At 68.0% G+C, this 16,496-nt stretch carries 20 protein-coding genes; 15 read left to right on the top strand and 5 right to left on the bottom strand.

Translation table 11 applies throughout. From position 1 onward, the window contains the following. The 5 genes from ACFXN1_RS06350 to ACFXN1_RS06330 form a co-directional block, all read left to right on the top strand. A partial coding sequence (locus ACFXN1_RS06350; RefSeq protein WP_379463512.1) for an MFS transporter occupies nucleotides 1–1,037 on the top strand: 1,037 nt, incomplete at its 5' end. Beyond that, nucleotides 1,030–1,632, top strand: coding sequence for an RBBP9/YdeN family alpha/beta hydrolase (locus tag ACFXN1_RS06345; protein ID WP_379446101.1), 603 nt, complete (start codon nucleotides 1,030–1,032; stop codon nucleotides 1,630–1,632). The genes ACFXN1_RS06350 and ACFXN1_RS06345, both read left to right, overlap by 8 nt. Next, nucleotides 1,629–2,399 carry a CoA transferase subunit A gene (locus tag ACFXN1_RS06340; protein WP_379446100.1) on the top strand — a complete coding sequence of 257 codons (771 nt, stop codon included), beginning with the start codon at nucleotides 1,629–1,631 and terminating at the stop codon, nucleotides 2,397–2,399. The genes ACFXN1_RS06345 and ACFXN1_RS06340 overlap by 4 nt, the downstream gene beginning before the upstream one ends. Next, complete coding sequence (locus ACFXN1_RS06335; RefSeq protein ID WP_379446099.1) at nucleotides 2,396–3,052, top strand: 3-oxoacid CoA-transferase subunit B; 657 nt, start codon at nucleotides 2,396–2,398, stop codon at nucleotides 3,050–3,052. Before ACFXN1_RS06340 ends, ACFXN1_RS06335 begins: the two co-directional genes overlap by 4 nt. Before the next feature lie 208 nt (nucleotides 3,053–3,260). Further along, nucleotides 3,261–4,025: a hypothetical protein gene (locus ACFXN1_RS06330; protein WP_379446097.1), complete on the top strand. Its 765-nt coding sequence runs from the start codon at nucleotides 3,261–3,263 to the stop codon at nucleotides 4,023–4,025. Between the two features lie 10 nt (nucleotides 4,026–4,035). Here ACFXN1_RS06330 and ACFXN1_RS06325 read toward each other — a convergent pair whose 3' ends face one another. Beyond that, the gene (locus tag ACFXN1_RS06325) at nucleotides 4,036–4,401 is read right to left on the bottom strand and encodes a hypothetical protein (protein WP_379446096.1); all 366 of its coding nucleotides are present in this window, start codon (nucleotides 4,399–4,401) and stop codon (nucleotides 4,036–4,038) included. A gap of 517 nt (nucleotides 4,402–4,918) precedes the next feature. On the opposite strand from ACFXN1_RS06325, the gene ACFXN1_RS06320 reads away from it, so the two are divergent. Beyond that, a complete protein-coding gene (locus tag ACFXN1_RS06320; protein WP_379440854.1) occupies nucleotides 4,919–5,851 on the top strand; it encodes a hypothetical protein in 933 nt (310 codons plus the stop codon). Nucleotides 5,852–6,062: 211 nt separating this feature from the next. Here the strand turns inward: ACFXN1_RS06320 and ACFXN1_RS06315 are convergent, their stop codons facing one another. Beyond that, a complete protein-coding gene (locus ACFXN1_RS06315; protein ID WP_379440856.1) occupies nucleotides 6,063–6,245 on the bottom strand; it encodes a hypothetical protein in 183 nt (60 codons plus the stop codon). A gap of 142 nt (nucleotides 6,246–6,387) precedes the next feature. On the opposite strand from ACFXN1_RS06315, the gene ACFXN1_RS06310 reads away from it, so the two are divergent. Next, complete coding sequence (locus ACFXN1_RS06310) at nucleotides 6,388–6,705, top strand: hypothetical protein (RefSeq protein ID WP_379440857.1); 318 nt, start codon at nucleotides 6,388–6,390, stop codon at nucleotides 6,703–6,705. A 102-nt stretch (nucleotides 6,706–6,807) separates the two neighbouring features. Beyond that, nucleotides 6,808–7,614: an SAM-dependent methyltransferase gene (locus ACFXN1_RS06305; RefSeq protein ID WP_379440858.1), complete on the top strand. Its 807-nt coding sequence runs from the start codon at nucleotides 6,808–6,810 to the stop codon at nucleotides 7,612–7,614. A gap of 61 nt (nucleotides 7,615–7,675) precedes the next feature. On the opposite strand, the gene ACFXN1_RS06300 is transcribed toward ACFXN1_RS06305, so the two are convergent. Beyond that, the gene (locus ACFXN1_RS06300; protein ID WP_379397084.1) at nucleotides 7,676–8,284 is read right to left on the bottom strand and encodes a GNAT family N-acetyltransferase; all 609 of its coding nucleotides are present in this window, start codon (nucleotides 8,282–8,284) and stop codon (nucleotides 7,676–7,678) included. 4 nt (nucleotides 8,285–8,288) lie between these two features. Beyond that, nucleotides 8,289–9,245 (bottom strand): MBL fold metallo-hydrolase, encoded by a 957-nt coding sequence (locus ACFXN1_RS06295; RefSeq protein ID WP_379440859.1) that lies wholly within the window; start codon nucleotides 9,243–9,245, stop codon nucleotides 8,289–8,291. Nucleotides 9,246–9,292: 47 nt separating this feature from the next. Here ACFXN1_RS06295 and ACFXN1_RS06290 point away from each other — a divergent pair, with 47 nt between their 5' ends. From ACFXN1_RS06290 to ACFXN1_RS06270, 5 genes are all read left to right on the top strand, one after another. Continuing rightward, nucleotides 9,293–9,715, top strand: a complete 423-nt coding sequence (locus ACFXN1_RS06290) for a MerR family transcriptional regulator (protein WP_379440860.1) — start codon at nucleotides 9,293–9,295, stop codon at nucleotides 9,713–9,715. Between the two features lie 107 nt (nucleotides 9,716–9,822). Further along, on the top strand, nucleotides 9,823–10,437 hold the full coding sequence (locus tag ACFXN1_RS06285) for a DUF4232 domain-containing protein (RefSeq protein ID WP_379440861.1): 615 nt from the start codon (nucleotides 9,823–9,825) through the stop codon (nucleotides 10,435–10,437). Between the two features lie 311 nt (nucleotides 10,438–10,748). Continuing rightward, nucleotides 10,749–11,111, top strand: a complete 363-nt coding sequence (locus tag ACFXN1_RS06280; RefSeq protein ID WP_379440862.1) for a flavoprotein — start codon at nucleotides 10,749–10,751, stop codon at nucleotides 11,109–11,111. A gap of 13 nt (nucleotides 11,112–11,124) precedes the next feature. Then, a complete protein-coding gene (locus ACFXN1_RS06275) occupies nucleotides 11,125–12,627 on the top strand; it encodes a UbiD family decarboxylase (protein ID WP_379463511.1) in 1,503 nt (500 codons plus the stop codon). A gap of 11 nt (nucleotides 12,628–12,638) precedes the next feature. After that, on the top strand, nucleotides 12,639–13,052 hold the full coding sequence (locus ACFXN1_RS06270) for a VOC family protein (RefSeq protein WP_379440864.1): 414 nt from the start codon (nucleotides 12,639–12,641) through the stop codon (nucleotides 13,050–13,052). Between the two features lie 113 nt (nucleotides 13,053–13,165). Here the strand turns inward: ACFXN1_RS06270 and ACFXN1_RS06265 are convergent, their stop codons facing one another. Further along, entirely contained in the window at nucleotides 13,166–14,512 is a 1,347-nt protein-coding gene (locus ACFXN1_RS06265; RefSeq protein ID WP_379440865.1) for a cytochrome P450, read from the bottom strand. Between the two features lie 119 nt (nucleotides 14,513–14,631). Here ACFXN1_RS06265 and ACFXN1_RS06260 point away from each other — a divergent pair, with 119 nt between their 5' ends. Together ACFXN1_RS06260 and ACFXN1_RS06255 are read left to right on the top strand one after the other, a co-directional pair. Then, the gene (locus tag ACFXN1_RS06260) at nucleotides 14,632–15,780 is read left to right on the top strand and encodes an epoxide hydrolase family protein (RefSeq protein ID WP_379440866.1); all 1,149 of its coding nucleotides are present in this window, start codon (nucleotides 14,632–14,634) and stop codon (nucleotides 15,778–15,780) included. Between the two features lie 56 nt (nucleotides 15,781–15,836). Further along, nucleotides 15,837–16,490: a 1,4-alpha-glucan branching protein gene (locus ACFXN1_RS06255; protein WP_379440867.1), complete on the top strand. Its 654-nt coding sequence runs from the start codon at nucleotides 15,837–15,839 to the stop codon at nucleotides 16,488–16,490. Nucleotides 16,491–16,496: the final 6 nt, after the last annotated feature.

Below are 16,496 nucleotides of genomic sequence, written 5' to 3'. Positions count from 1 at the left end.
CGGCCACCTTGCTGTGCGCGGTGGCCGCCGACTACCCGCAGATGCTCGGCGCCCGCTTCCTCGTCGGGGTCGGCGAAGCCGCCTACGGCAGCGTCGGAATCGCCGTGGTACTCAGCGTATTCGCGCCCCGCATGCATGCCGCGCTGAGCGGGGCGTTCATGGCGGGCGGATCGTTCGGCTCGGTGTTGGGCGTGGCGTTCGGCGGGGTGATCGCCGTGCACTTCGGATGGCGCTGGTCGTTCGCCCTCATGGCGGTCTTCGGGCTGGTCCTGGCGGCGCTGTTCCGGGCGGCCGTCAGCGAGGAGACGCTGGCCCGGTACGCCGCCGACCCGGCGCCGAGCCCGGAAAGTGGAGCGGGCCTGCGGGTTCCGGTCTCGACACTATTCACCAATCCGGCGGTCCTGTGCGCGTACGCGGGCAGTGCCCTGCAGATCTTCACCGCAGCGGTGCTGTTGTCGTGGATGCCGAGCTTCTTCGGCCGCTACTACGACCTGGCCCCGGACCGGGCCGGCGCGATCGCCTCGGTGTTCGTGCTGCTCGTCGGTGCCGGGATGGTGGGCTGCGGGATGATCACCGACCGGGTCAGCCGCACCGACATGGCCCGCAAATGGACCACGGCCATTGTGTTCTGCGCGATCGCCATGACCTGCCTCGCCATCGGTTTCGCCGTCGGCCACGGTCCGCTGCAGCTGCTGCTGATCGGAGTCGGGGCGTTCTTCTCCGGCGGATCGTCGGGGCCGGCCGCGGCCATGGTCGCCAACCTCACCCACCCCTCCGTCCAGGCTTCGGCCTTCGGCACCCTCACCCTCGCGAACAGTCTGCTCGGTCTGGCACTGGGCCCGTTCGTCGTCGGCGTCCTCGCTGATCACCTCGGATTGGCGAACGCGCTGCGGCTCGCACCGCTGACCTATCTGCTCGCCATCGCCGCCCTTGCACTGGGCAAGCGCGCCTATCCCGCCGGGCTACGCAGGCTCGCCGCGCTCGACTCCGGCGCATCACCTGGACCTTCGAAAGGACTTGCCGCACCTCATGAGTGAGACCACCACACCGACCGTTGTGATCGTGCCCGGGCTGCGCGACCACCTCCCCGACCACTGGCAGACCCGGCTCGCCGACCAACTGGACCGGGTCCGCACGGTGCCGCCGCTGGAGCGGGACAAGCTCTCCTGCGCAGCCCGTGTGGCCGCCCTCGACGCGGTGCTCACCGAGATCGACGGGCCCGTCGTGCTCGTCGCCCACAGCGCCGGCGTCATGATCACCGTGCGCTGGGCGCAGCAGTCCACCCGGCCCGTGCAGGGCGCACTGCTGGCCACGCCCCCGGATTTCGAGACCCCGCTACCGGACGGGTACCCCGCGCGCGAGGAACTGGACGCCAACGGATGGACACCGATTCCCTGGCGGCGCTTGCCATTTCCCAGCATTGTCGCCGCCTCCACCACCGACCCGCTGGCCACCTACCGGCGTGTCTCCGGGATGGCGGAGGCGTGGGGGAGTCGACTGGTCGATCTCGGCGATGTCGGCCACCTCAATCCCGCGTCGGGATACGGGGATTGGCCGCGCGCGGCCGAGCTGCTGCGAGAACTCGTCGAGGAGACGAGGCCGGCGGCGGCCGAACCGGGGGCCACTCGATGACGAAGGTCGCCACGTCGGCCGCGGCCGCCGTCGCCGACATCACCTCGGGCTCCTCGCTCGCGGTGGGTGGATTTGGGCTGTGCGGTATCCCCGACGCACTCATCGACGCGCTCGCCGCACGCGACGTCACCGATCTCGAGGTGATATCCAACAATTGCGGCACCGATGTCCACGGCCTCGGAATTCTGCTGGCGGACAAGCGTATCCGCCGCATCATCGCCTCCTATGTGGGCGAGAACAGCGAGTTCGCCCGCCAGTATCTGGCCGGCGAACTGGAGGTCGAGCTGACCCCGCAGGGCACCCTCGCGGAGAAGCTGCGGGCCGGCGGCGCGGGCATTCCGGCGTTCTTCACGCCGGCGGGGGTCGGCAGCCCGGTCGCCGATGGCGGGCTGCCGTGGCGGTATGCCGCGGACGGATCGGTCGCGGTGGCCTCGCCCGCCAAGGAAGTACGCACCTTCGGCAGCGGCTGGGGTGAGCGGCGTTATGTGCTCGAAGAAGCGCTCACCGCCGACTTCGCGCTGGTACATGCCCGCATCGGCGACACCGAGGGAAACCTGGTGTTCGAGAAGTCGGCCCGCAACTTCAACCCGCTGGCCGCCATGGCCGGACGCTGCTGCATCGCGCAGGTCGAGTATCTGGTTCCCGCGGGCGATCTCGATCCGGCGCGCATCCACCTGCCCGGCGTCTTCGTCGACCGGGTGGTGCACACCGGACCACAGCTCAAACACATCGAGAAGCGAACCGTCGCCCAGGAGCAGTCGACATGACCACGGCCACCACGAATCCGGGCTGGTCCCGCACCGAAATGGCCGCCCGCGCCGCACGCGAACTCCGCCCGGGCGAATACGTCAATCTCGGCATCGGACTGCCGACCCTGATCCCGAACCATCTGCCCGCCGGCGTCCGCGTCACCCTGCACTCCGAGAACGGAATCCTCGGCACCGGGCCGTATCCGGAGGCGGACGAGGTCGACGCCGATCTGATCAATGCGGGCAAGGAGACCGTCACGACGCTGGCGGGGGCGTCGTTCTTCGACTCGGCCACCAGCTTCGGCATGATCCGCGGCGGGCACATCGACACCGCCGTCCTCGGCGGTATGCAGGTCTCGTCCGCCGGCGATCTGGCGAACTGGATGGTCCCCGGCCACATGGTCAAAGGTATGGGCGGGGCAATGGATCTGGTCCACGGCGCCGGTCGCGTCCTGGTGCTCATGGAACACACCGACAAGACCGGAGCGCCGAAGATCGTGTCCCACTGCACGCTTCCGCTGACCGGCGAACGGGTGGTGCACCGCATCATCACCAACCTCGCCGTCATCGACGTCACTCCGGCCAGGCTGATGCTGCGCGAATGCGCCCCCGGCATCACCGCGGCGCAAGTACGGGCCGCCACCGCCGCACCGCTGGCCGTCGCGTCCTGACCGGCCGACACCCTGCCGACGACCGCCAGCGGCAAGATCCTCGAGCGCGAACTCGTCGCGGCCCACACCGCGACGGCGACAACGGTTCTCGCCGACTACACAGCCTCCGGCGCCTGACCGCCGGATGCGGGGGCGGAACGAACCCCCGCTCCTCACGGGCGACGACCGCAGGGCCGCGCCCGATTCCATCAATGATGATGAGGTACCCATGAAGATGAGGAAATCCGCGGTGGTCGCCGCGTTCGCAGCGACCGCAGTGGTCATTCCCGCCGCGACGGCCTATGCGGAACCAACCGCAGACGGCGAATCCGCGCCGGTGGCATACGAAGTCACCCGGCAGGGCGACTCCGCCGTTCTCACCGTCAGCGACGGCACGCTGCGCCGTCTCGACGAGCAACTGGTGCTCTTCGACCGCCACGACCGACCCGTCGCCGCGCTCCCGCTGACCTACCGTATAGATGACACCGCCTACCCTGTCACCGCCCGACTCGACGGCTCGACCGCGACCCTCACACCGTCGAAGGCCAACCCGCAGCAGATCACTCGGGTAGACGCCCGCGACGTCGTGACCGTCGACCAAGCGGCAACCCAAGTGGCCGAATCCTTTACGCCACGTGACGCACAAGCCCTGGGCGCATTCGCCCAACGCGTCGCAGTCGGTGCGGCCGTCAGCGCCGTGCTCGGTGCCGTCCTCGGCGCCGGCGTCGGCTGTCTGGTCGGCGGTGCCGCGGGCGCGGTCATCTCCAGCCCGGTCATCGCCCTGCTGGTGCCTTTCGTCGGCGCCACCGTCGCCGGCTGCGTGCTCGGCATGGCAACCCTCGGCGCAGTCGGCTCCATGGCCGGCATCGTCCTCGCCGGCGGCCCCGTCACCCTCTTCTCCGCCATCCAGTACTTCTCCACCATCCTCACCCCCTGCGCACCCGAACTCCCGTACTGCAAGGATCCGGCGCAGCCTGCGCCACAGGCGAAGTAGCCGACGCTGCTTATCCGTTCGCGCCGGAACTGCGGGCATCCAGTTCGGCGCGGGCGGTGGCGAACCACGCCTGGGTGCCGACCAGGCCGGCTTCGATGTCCTTCCGGGCGCCCTTGAAGCCGTACAGATCGCCGGCGAATCGGGTCAGCACCGACCCCTCGTGCTCGTCGAGTTCCTCCAGCAGGTCGCCTTCCTCTAGCAGGTAGGCGACACCGGCAACCTCGCCGCTGGTCCACACGGACCGGTAGTCGTCCCACCCGTTCCGCCTGACCGCAAGCGCCCGTTCGACAAGGTCTGCTCGCAGCGCATCTCGTTCGGCATCGGTCGGCTGCCGAGTCTTGAGATGGTCCCAGTTGATCCGTTCTGCGTCGGACACGTCGGATCCCGTCCTTCCGGGTCGGTTATGGGCGGTACTGCGCAAATGTATGCCGCAGCCGCGATCTTGTCCCTGCTCGGGTCACGAGTCGCCGCATCTCGTGAGAAATGGTACGGGCGTACATGCGTGCCCAGTTTTCGAAGGGTTTCGTTGTATTTCCGTAGCGTGTGGGACAACCAAACGTAAACGAAACGGAATCAAGCGTTTTCAGGAGGAGTGGCGAGCCTGACCCCCGATAACGTTCACTTATCGGGGGTCAGAACGGCTCGGTTCGATTTGGGGTACTTCAGGTTTCGTTTCGTGTTGTTCCGTTGGATTCGACGAAACCAACGCTACGATTTCCGGTGTGTCTAGCATTTGCAACTACCCCGGCTGCACCAAACCGATTACGCGTGGCGGAGGGCCGGGGCGTCCGTCGGAATACTGTGATCACCCGGAGCACACCCGCTGGAGGGCCTGGCGAGAGCGGCAACGGCAGCAACAGGCCGAGGGGGAGACGCCCCCGGCGAATGTCACTGTGACGCAACGGGGGCCGGTGACTGTGGCCCGGCTGCGGGCCGATGAGCTGCTCGGCCAGTTCCGTGCGATCGCCGAACAGCTTGGGACGACGCTCAATACCGCCGTGGCCGAGTTGTCCACGCTGGCCGATCCGGCCGTCGCGGAAGCTCAGGTCCAGGCCGTGCAGGCGGATGCGGCACGGCGGATCGCGGAGGCGGAGATGGCCACCGTGGCGGCCGAGCAGGCGCGGCGGGAGGCCGAAGAGGCCCGGGCGGCAGCCGAATCGGCGGCCGAGGACGCGGCGCTGGCCGCAGAGGAAGCCGAGAGCCGGATCGCGGAGGCACTCACCGCTCGCGACGACGCGCTGAAGGAAGTCGAGCGGATCACGAAGCAGGCGGCGGACGATGTGTTCGCGGCGCGGGCGGAGGCCGAGGCCGAGATCCGCACTATCCGGCGAGAATCCGCCGAGGACACCGAGCGGGCGCGCCAGCAGGCCGGCGAGGACATCGAGCTGGCCCGCTCGAAGGCGGCCGCCGAGATCGAGCAGGTGCGCCGGGACGCCACCCAGCGGATCACCGCCGCGGGCGCGGAACGCGATCTCGCCGTACAGCGTGCCGCCGATGCCGAGCGCACCATCGAACGGGCCGAAGCCGCTGTGGCCGAACGCAATCAGGTGGTCGCGGACACCCGGGACGAACTGAAGGGGGCCCGCGCCGAGGTCGACCGGTCGCGGACGGAACTCGCCGAGGTACGCCGGCAGGCCGCCGCCGATCTGGCCGCGGTGCGCACGGAATCGGCGGCCGCCGTCGACAAGACGCGGCAGGAGGCCGCCGAACGGCTCGCTGCCCTGGACGATGCCCGCACCCAGACCCTGACCCGTGCCGAACGCGCCGAAAAGCAGCTGGATGCCCTGCTCGCGCAACGTGATCCGGCCTCGGTGGCGAAGCTGTGAGAGTAGAGTCGGTACTCAATCGATAAATCGCAGGTACCTGATCGATAAGTGGCCCACAGAAATAGGGGCACCGAGGACGATGGCGTCCGGTTGCTGGAGCCCTTAGTGTCGAGCGGGGGTGTAAATGCCCCTGGATTCAAGGTGGCCGATTCGATTCCGGATCGGCGAAAGATGTTCGTGCAGCGGATGAGTCGGGGCTGGGGCTGCACCCTCAGGAGGAATCGATGTCCGCTCTGGCGGAATGGCGTGGTCGGTCGCGCCTGCAAACGGCCACGCGTATCGCGGTGCTGATGATGACACCGGTGGTCGCGCTGGTGGCGGGTTGCTCGAGCGACTCGGGAAAATCGACCGCGATCGCGACGACGGTCAAGCCGTCGGCCAGTGTGACGAGCACGGTGGCAGTCTCGACTACTTCCGGTGCGCCCGTGGCGAGTCCGGGTGCGGGCCAGCCGGTCGGGGGAAGTCCCGTGGGGGGCTCGCCTGGCGGCGCGGCGCCGCAGCAGCAGCCCCCGGGCGAGTCACCCGATACCCCGCCCGTGTCCGACTCGCCCCCCGGCGGAGCCCCCGCGCCGGACGGTTACGTCAAGTGCACCGACAAGATCAACTATGTCGGTGACCCGCGCAGCAATGCCGAGATCAACCGTCTCGGTGAGATACTCGGCCATTGCCCCGATCCGGTTTCCGCGTCCATAATCCCGACGCCGACCACCACGGTCGCCCCGACCACCACCACGGATCCGGGAACCGCCGCACCGGTCACGACCACGACGGCCGCGCCCCAAACCACCGCTCCCGCACCGACAACCACGGCGGCGGCGCCGACGACCACGGCCGCCGCGGGCGCTACGCAATAGGCACGATCCGTCGTTCGGGGCGGCTGGCGGCGTTCGCCCGGTTGGCGCAGGATTTCCTGGTGGATAGCCGGTATCGTCGGTGAGGAAAGAGGGGTGTGACACTTGAACATCAACGCCATGCGAGCGCGGCAGTCCCGGCCGAGCGTGGCACGCGTATACAGCTACGTACTCGGCGGGCGTGACAACTACGGTGTCGACAAGGATGTCGGTGACTACTTCATCGAGGACCTACCCGGATCCGAGCGGTTGGCCATCACGAATCGGGACGCTGTGCTGCGGGCCGTGAAGGCCATGGCGGCGGCCGGAATTCGCCAGATCATCGATATGGGCTGCGGCCTGCCTGCCAGCGTCAATGTGCACCAGGTGGTGCGGCAGGTGTATCCGGACGCCGGCGTCGTGTATGTGGACGACGACCCGTTCGTGGCCTCCCACGGGCGAGCCCTGCTCGCCGTGGATGACGGAATCGTGGTGCTGGAAGCGGATATTCGTGATCCGGACAGCATCCAGAAGCATGCCGACGTACAGCGTGTGATCAACTTCGACGAGCCGGTGGGCATCCTGTTCGGGATCACTCTCAGCTTCGTCAATGACGAAGAGGATCCGGCCGGCGTGGTTCGGTACTGGTCGGATCGCTTCCCTTCCGGTAGCCGGGTCTATATCTCACACTTCCGTTCCGGCGCCACCCGCGAGGCCGTAGCGACCGCGAACAAGATCGTGGAAGCGTTCGGTCGCGGTCGTTTCCGCACCGAACCGGAGATCGAGTTCCTCTTCGGTGCTCTCACGCTGGAGGAGGACGGCCTGCGCCCATGCGCCCAGTGGCGTCCCGATCCATCGGAGTCCAACGCCGGCAATCCGGAGCTGACGGTCTGGGAACAGCTGGTGGTCGGCGGCATGGCCCGCAAACCGTAACCCTGTCACGCAAATGCGGTGTTGCCGACCGAATTCCGATCGGCAACACCGCATTTGCGCGTCAGCGCGGAGTGCGCCACATCGGCCACAGCGGTGGACCGCCGGCGGTTGCATCGAGGGTGCCGGTGACGTCGAAGCCGAAGCGTTCGTAGTACGGGACGTTCTGGGGTTTGCTGGATTCCAGGTAGGCGGGGATGCCCTCGGCGTCGCACCGCTCGAGGCGGGACCGCATCAGCGCCTGGCCGTAACCCTGACCGCGGACGCCGGGCAGTGAGCCGATGACGGCGAGATACCAGTGCGGTTCGCGAGGATGGGCAGCCGCCATGCGGTCGGCGAGCCTACCGGCCATGAGCAGGCGGTGCCGGAAGGCGTAGGCGAGGCCCGGCAGCTGGGGCGGCATCGCGGTGTCGGCGACGTGCCAGTGGCCGGGTGGCGCCCAGAGTGCCGCGCCGACTACGGAATTCGCGTCATTGCAGGCCACCTCGACACCGCCCAGGGGAACGAAGTGGTGGCGAGCCTGGGCGGCGAAGAGGGCGGCGGCGCGGCGGGCCCGGGTGGCATCGTCCCGGATCAGCCACGTGATGAGTGGATCGTCGGAGAACGCGATGCCGAGCACGCGCGCTAATTCGGGAATGTCGGACATTTGCGCCGGGCGCACGGTGATCCCCATGCGTTCACGGTAGCTGTTCGGTGGCCTCCGCATGAGGTGCTACCAGCTGCTGTGCCGCATCGTGATCATGGGTGGGGATAACCGGCAGGAGCCGCTGCGCCAGGTGCAGCCGGTGCAGAGTTTTGAAGGTCAGGTCGCGATTCTCGTCGACGAAAATGCCTGGGAAGCCGGACTTCTGGCGCACCTTCTCGATCTGCAACGCATGCCAGGCGGCATCGCCCGCCAGCAGGATCCACCCGCGCGCGGTGTGCGCGAGCAGGCCCACGCTGCCGGGCGTGTGGCCCGCGAGATCCACCAGGACCACGCTGCCGTCGCCGAACAGGTCACGGCTGCGGGTGAAGGTGAGCACCGGTGGGCCGTCGAGGTCGTACTCGACCGTGGGGCGGTCCACCAGCGCATCGCGCACACCACCGACCGGCGCGACCGGCCCGGTCATAACCCAGTCCTTCTCTGTGCTGTGGAGGTGAACCGGCAGCCCCGGGAAGTCGAGGAGTCCGCAGACGTGGTCCCAATGCGCGTGCGTGGGCAGGGCGAAATCGAGCGCGGGCAGGGTGGGCTCGGACTGCAGGCCGGTGATGGTCGGGATTGTCTCGACGGGCGGGCGCACGACGGGACGAATGGCCGCGGGCAGCTGCGAGATGGCGCGGCGCTCCGCATCGATGCAATAGCTCGGATCGACGATGAAGGTGGCGTCGGGGTGCTGGACGACGAAGGAGGTCAGCGAGCTGGCGATGCGTCTCGGTGTGAACACCCCCTCCACGATCGCCGCGGTTGGCGCCGACCGCGGAAACTGCGGCAGCGGCGTGACCGTGACGGTGCGCTCGGTCGCCGGCAGCCCGGCGTCGGTGATGGACCGCAGGAACCGCTGGTCGATGGGCCGCGGCCGGACCGCGCCGTGAATGGAACTCACTGCCGCGGTGCAGCATTGGATGATGGTGGACTTGCGCACTGGATCGGACATGCTGGAACGCTAATACTTAAGGTCGACATGAAGTAAAGGGGTACATCGTGGCCACAGCCCAGGACATGAGAATCGGTGACGCCGCCGCCGCGCTCGGTGTGGAGACGCACGTGCTGCGGCACTGGGAGTCGGTCGGCCTGCTCGCGCCGCCGCGCAGCCCGTCGGGTCACCGCAGCTACAGCGAACACATCCTCGACTACGCCCGCGTGATCCAGACGCTGCAGCGAACCGGACTGTCACTGGACCAGATCCGGCAGCTCGGAGTGAGCGGGCGTGACGGCCGGCGGGACATGATCGCCGACCGCCGCGCCGAGGTGCGCGAGCGCATCGAACTGCTGGCGGCGACGGACCGGTTCCTCGAGCACCTGCTCGAGTGCACCCACTCGATCATCAGCGAATGCCCCGACTGCTCGGGGTTCGTGGCGCGGGCGCACGCGCGGCGAGCCGCGGACTTCCCGGACCGCCTCTAGGGTGGGCGGTGGAGTGAGCGCTCACACTCGCGCGGCGTGAACCGATACAAGGTGTGGGGACGCCGGGGGCCGCCCGCCAATGTTCCCGGACCGGGAGGAGTTGGGAAATGCGCTATCGCACAGGGATTCTCGCCGCACTGGGAGTCCTCGCACTCGGCCTGACCGCCTGTTCGTCGAATGCGTCCACCACCTCACCACCGGCGACCTCACCGGCAGTCACGGGCGGAGCCACGGTCGCGGGCGGGAGCACCGCGGCTCCCGCCACCCCGCCGAGTTCCCAGGAAGCAAAGACCACGGCCCCGGCGCGGCAGGCGGCCTGCGGTGCAGGCCAGGTCGACGTGACCGCCGATGTCATGTCCCCGGCCACCGGGCACCGGGGCGTGAAACTCACTTTCAGCCTCGCCGCCGGCGCGGCCCCCTGCACGCTGACCGGCTATCCGGGCGTCGACACCGGCGCGGGCGGCCCACTGCTGCACGCCGATCGGACCCCGCGCGGATACATGGGCGGTCTGCCGCAGGGCAGCGACGAACCGCCCACCGTGACACTGGAATCCGGTCGTCCGGGCACCGCGGTCGTCGAGGGCATCGCCGTCGACGACTCCGGCAATCACTGTCCGCTGTACACGAATCTGCAGGTCACGCCACCGAACTCGACCGACACCCGCACTGTCACAGTGACGATCGACAGCTGTGCCCTGCACGTGCACCCGGTCACCGGGTAAGACCAGCTAGCCAGGGGTTCAGGTAGTAATCGCCGAAAAACCAAGGGATATGGCGTAACCGCAGGTAGTCGGCGTGGCGAGGCTGACCGGGACTGGCAACAGGAACTGGACTGGTCCGCGCAGGGCCTGGTGACCGCCCGAGCCGCAGAGGTGTCGCTGGAAGGTTGACCGCCCCTGTCGTAATCGGTTACGCCACTGACGTCAATCGTCCTTACGCGCATCTCTTCTACGTCGCTAGTCTTCGAGCTGTTCGTCTGGCGAAACACTCTGACTGCCGGTCGAATTCGATGACTCGGAGGTCCGAACGTGCTATGGACGACGAGGTGAAGCCGCGCCGACTGGTTGTGGGAATCAGTGGCGCCACGGGCATCGCCTATGGGATGCGGGTGCCGGAACTGGCCCGCAAGGCCGGGGTGGAGACGCATCTGGTCGTGACGCCCGCGGGCCAGCAGACCCGGCGACGCCTGGTGCTGATGGTCCGGGAGACGCCGCTGAGGCTCGGGCATCTGCGAGCGATGGCCGCCGTGACCGAATCCGGAGGCATCGTGATGCCGCCGGTCCCCGCGTTCCATCTGCAGCCGCACAGCGTGCAGGACATCATCGACCACTCCGCCGGCCGTGCGCTGGACCTACTCGACATCGACGTACCCGACCTGCCCCGTTGGGGCGACTAGAACAGGAAACCCCGTGGCCCACTCGAGAAGTCTGCGCGAATTCATCGCCCAACTGGAGCAGATAGGCGAGGTACTGACCATCGACAAGGAGGTGGACTGGAATCTCGAGGTCGGCGCGATCATTCGGCGGAGCTACGACTTGCGTGCCCCGGCACCGCTTTTCACGAATCTGACCGGTTACGCCAACAGTGGTTTCCGACTGTTCGGAGCGCCTGCGGCACTGAGCTCGCCACGGCACCGGCTGGCCCGGCTCGCACTGTCGATCGGACTCCCGGCCGACGCCACAGGTCAACAGATCGTCGACGCCCTCGCCGACGCGCGCACCAAGCCCGGTATCCCCCCGACGGTGGTCGCCGCCGACAGTGCGCCGTGCAAGCAGCACATCATGCGAGGCGACGACATCGACCTATTCGCCTTCCCGACGCCGTGGATCCACGGCAATGATGGCGGCCGCTACATCCAGACCTTCGGTGCCAATATCGTCAAGACGCCCGACGGATCCTGGACGAATTGGTCCGTCAATCGAATGATGGTGCACGACAAGCGAACTCTTGCCTGCCTGCTGCCCAAGTCACAGCAGATCGGCATCATCCGGGCGATGTGGACCGCGGCGGGCAAGCCGATGCCGATCGCCGTCGCCCTCGGAGTCGAGCCGGGCCTGCCGGTGGTCAGCGGAATGCCGCTGCCCCAGGGTATCGATGAAAGCCACTACCTGGGAGCACTTTTCGGCGAGGGCATCGAGATCGTGGCTGCCGAGACGGTCGACTTGTTGGTCCCGGCCACCGCCGAGATCGTGATCGAGGGCCACGTCCTGCTCGACGACGATGTCGAGGAAGGCCCCTTCAACGAGTACCCGGGCTACAACGCGATCGGGAGCTCGCTCAAAGCCCGCTTCGAGGTCTCCGCGATCACCTACCGGGACAACGCGATTCTGCCGGTGGTCGCCGCCGGGCCGCCGGTCGAGGAGGACGACACTATCACCGGCACGGCGGCCGCAGGTGAAATCCTGCACCTGCTACGCGAGGCCGAGCTACCGATCTCGTCGGCCTGGTACAACTTCGAGGCCGCCGTGCACTGGCTGACCCTGGCGGTGCGTCAGGACTGGCACGAGACGACGGGGCTGGCGTCGCACGAACTGGTCGACAAGGTCGCCGAGGTGGTGCTCGGCGGGCCCGCCGCGGTGCACGCCCCCAAGATCCTGCTGGTCGAAGACGATATCGATATCACCGAATTGGATCAGGTGGTGTGGGCGTTCGCCACCCGCTCGCACCCTGACGTGAACCGCGGCGAATTCCATTTCGAACGCAAGCTCACCGATCCGCTCGGGATCTATCTGTCAGCCGAGGAACAGCAAGGTTTCAGCGCGGGCAAGGTCATCTACAACTGCCTGCTTGCCGACCTCTATCCGATCGGCAAGCGGCCGATCAAGGGCAGTTTCGAGAACGGCTGGCCCGCCGAGATCCAGCGGCGGGTGCTCGCGAACTGGCACGAATACGGCTTCCCCGAGGCGAAATAGATAGGCGGACAATGAGAATCGTCAAGTCATACACCCCGGTTCGAGTAGAGAGCGAGCGTTTCGCACCGACCCTCGACTACTACGAGCAGGCCCTCGGCCTCGCCTGCGATCTGCACTTCCGTTTCGAGGCGGGAGATCTCGATATCGCGACCATCGGGCCGGTGGTACTGATCGGTGGCCCGGCCGACGCACTCGCGTCCGCCCCCAGGCAGGACATGGTGATCTCGGTGGATTCGCTCGAGGAATGGCAGGCGAGCCTGCTGGCCCGGGGCGCCACCCTCGTCACGCCACAGGCCGACATTCCGACGGGACGGAACATGATGGTGCGCAACCCCGACGGAACGCTGTTCGAATACGTCCAGTGGTCGCAGGCGAAACTGGCCGCAGTCGATCTGTCCCGTTCCGCCCAGCGGGTCAGCCCCTGATCCGAGCGCGCCCGGACGCAGTCGGATCGCGCAACCGTCGATCCCAGCGCCCGGCCGCGCCGATCGGCCAGCAACTGCCACGAATACGCGACTCTGCCGGTCCGGGACCCCAGCTACACCCGAACGGTGTTGTCGGTGGTGACCACCACGCGCGCGCCGTGTGCCGGAACGTGGGTGATGTTGCGCATCCGCGACGGTTCGCTGCCCGCCCCGTCGGGCAGTGAAAGCTGGTAGCGGGTCAGGATTTCCCGCAGCACCGCCGTGCCCTCCATGAGCGAGAACCCCGCACCGATGCAGCGCCGCACCCCGCCGCCGAACGGCAGCCAGGTGTTGGCCGCGACCGAACCGTCCAGGAATCGTTCGGGCCGGAAGGTCAGGGCATCCGGGAAGGCTTCCGTGCGCCGATGCGCCAGCAGGATCGAGGTCGCGACCACGGTTCCCTTCGGCAGTTCGTATCCACCGAGTGTCATGTCGCGGGTGAGTCGCCGTCCGGTCCCGCCGATGACGGTGTGCAGGCGCATGGCCTCCTTCAGCACCGCCTCGAGGTACTTCTCGTCCCCGTCGTGCGCCGCCCGGCGCGCCAGGTCCTGAACATCCGGGTTGGCGGCCAGCTCGTGGCAGGTCCAGGACAGCGCCGACGCGGTGGTCTCGTGCCCGGCCAGCAGCAGTGTCACCAGCTGGTCGCGCAGTTCCTCGTCGGACAGCGGTGCGTCGGTGGAGTTCTCGCCGGAGCCGACCGCCAGCAGCCGCGACAGCACATCGGTGCGCGCCTCCAGGTCCGGATGGGCGCGCCGCTCCGCGATCTCGCTGTAGAGCAGCTCGTCGATGGCGTTCTGGTTGTCGCGGAAGCGTTTCCACGGCCCGCGCCGTTCCAGGAACGGATACTTCCAGCCGAAGAAGATGATCGGATCGATATTGACGATCCGGCGCAGCCGCGGCGCCAGCTGGGCGCGGCGGCGTTCGTCGGTCATGCCGAACACCACCTGCATGATGACATCGAGTGTCAGATCGTTCATCGCGTCGAGCGTGAGCACCGTCGACCCCGACACCCACCGGTCGACATGGGTCGCGGCAATGGTGTCGACCAGCCCGCGATATCCGCGCAGCGACGAGCCGACGAACGCCGGCATGAGCAGCCGCCGCGCCCGCGCGTGCTCGTCCTCATCGGTGAGCAACAGCGAATGTTCGCCCATGATGTGCACCAGCAGTCGATTGCCCTCGCCGGCATGCAGATCCGCGGGGTCGGCGGCGAAGATCTCGCGGATGTGCTCCGGCCGCGAGAACACCACCAGGTTCTCGGCATAGGGCGCGACCAGATGGAGCGTGAAGACGTCGCCGTAGCGGCGCGCGGACCGGCGCACCAGGGTCCCGCGCCATTTGCCGTAGAGGGCGGTCTGCACCGCGCGTGGAAGTGGCGGTCCCGGTGGAAAAGCGGTGCCCACGATGCCTGATCCCTTCACCTGGCCGCCTCGCTGCGGCTGAAACGCTTGTCCAACAGCGTAGAACGCGGGTGAACCCGAGGGGAATCCGCTGACGGTATAGGACAGCACCTGACCTAGTTGATTCCTACCGTGGACGCATGACGATTTTCGAGCCCTTCCGAATCGAGATCCCGGCCACCGACATCGAGGACCTGCGGACCCGCCTGGCCCGCACCCGCTGGCCCGCGGACCTGCCCGGGGTGGGCTGGACCTACGGCATTCCGACGGCCTACGTGCGGGAGCTGTGCGAGTACTGGGGGAGCGGCTACGACTGGCGCGTCCACGAGGCCGAGCGCAATCGCCACCCGCAGTTCCTGACCGAAATCGATGGTCAGCGCATGCATTTCGTGCACGTCCGCTCGCCGGAGCCGCACGCGCTGCCGCTGGTGCTGGTCCACGGCTGGCCCTTCGAGGATTTTACCGGCATGATCGGCCCGCTCACCGATCCGCGCGCCCACGGCGGCAATCCCGCCGATGCCTTCCACGTGGTCATCCCGACCCTGCCCGGCTTCGGCTTCTCCGGCCCCACCCGCCGGCCGGGGGACGCCTCGACCGAGCGCAGCGCGGAACTGATCACGAAGCTCATGGCCGCGCTGGGATACGGGCGATACGGGGCGCACGGTGGTGACGCCGGGTCCTTCATCGCACCGCAGATGGGCAGGAACGCGCCGCAGCACCTGGCCGGTGTCCACCTCAACGACCCGATCACGATCCCGGCCGGGGACATCGACCCGGCCGACCTCAGCGCCCGAGACCGGGAGAAGCTGGCCCGGTACCAGGACTGGAACCGGTTGGAGACATCCGGCTACGCGGGCATGCACTCCACGCGCCCGCAGACCCTCGCCCCGGCGATGTCCGATTCGCCGGCCGGGATGCTGGCGTGGGTCCTGGATGTGGTCAACACCTATACGGATCCGGCGAAGCCGACACCCGATGCGGCGATCGACCGCGACCTGCTCCTCACCGATCTGTCGATGCTGTGGTTCACCGATACCGCCGGCTCCTCCATGCGGCTCTACAAGGAATCCCGGCAATGGGGTGCCGCACCGGCCGATTCCGGCGTTCCCACCGGTGTCGCGGTCTTCCCGGGCAGCAGCAGTATTCGCGCTGTCGCCGAACACCGGAACACGATCGTGCACTGGTCGGAATTCGATCGCGGCGGCCACTTCGCCTCGATGGAGGCCCCCGATCTGCTGACCGCCGATCTGCGTGACTTCTTCCGAAAGTTGCGCGGACCTAACGAATAACGCACCGCCGCAAGAAGTTCCGCCGCTATCCCGCCCATCTCTGGCAGGATGGCGGCATGGCCGAGATCCACAGGACGACCATGGTGCCCACCAAGCTGGAGCTGCTGGCGCGGTGGCTGCCCACCCGGCACTGGTACTCCGGCGCCGAGTCGCCGGTCCTGTCCAAGTCCGGCGGCTTCCGTCTCGACGATCCGGCGGGCGAGGTCGGCATCGAACTCATGGTCGTCACCGACGCCTCGCGCGCGGAGCCGGTGGCGTATCTGATTCCCATGACCTACCACGGTGCGCGGGCCGAGGACCTCGACCAGGCACTGATCGGCACGTCCGAACACGGTGTGCTGGGCCTGCGCTGGCTCTACGACGCCGCGCACGACCCGGTCTTCATCGAGCAGGCCGCTCTGCTGCTGACCGGCAAGGCCACCGCCCAGGACCAGAGCACGAGCGACACCCCCGACCTGACCGTGCACGTGGTCCCTGGCGACATTCTCTGGCCCGCACCCGGATTCCGTCCGACGGTCATCGACACCGATACCCACACCGATATCGCCTTCGATTCCGACCGCTCGACCAACGCGGGTGCGGAGCTGATCCGCGTCCACCGCCGCCTCACCACCGGACCGGCGCTCGAGCGCGACCGCAGCCACGTCGACGCGCTGTGGTCGGCCGCGGACGGCACCTCGTCACGCGGCGTGTTCCTCAGCGCTCCGTAGACGCGG

The organism is Nocardia sp. NPDC059154 (assembly GCF_042755705.1).
Classification (GTDB): Bacteria; Actinomycetota; Actinomycetes; order Mycobacteriales; family Mycobacteriaceae; genus Nocardia.
The sequence above is the reverse complement of the archived record's forward strand: the minus strand, read 5'-3'. Positions and strand labels throughout refer to the sequence as shown.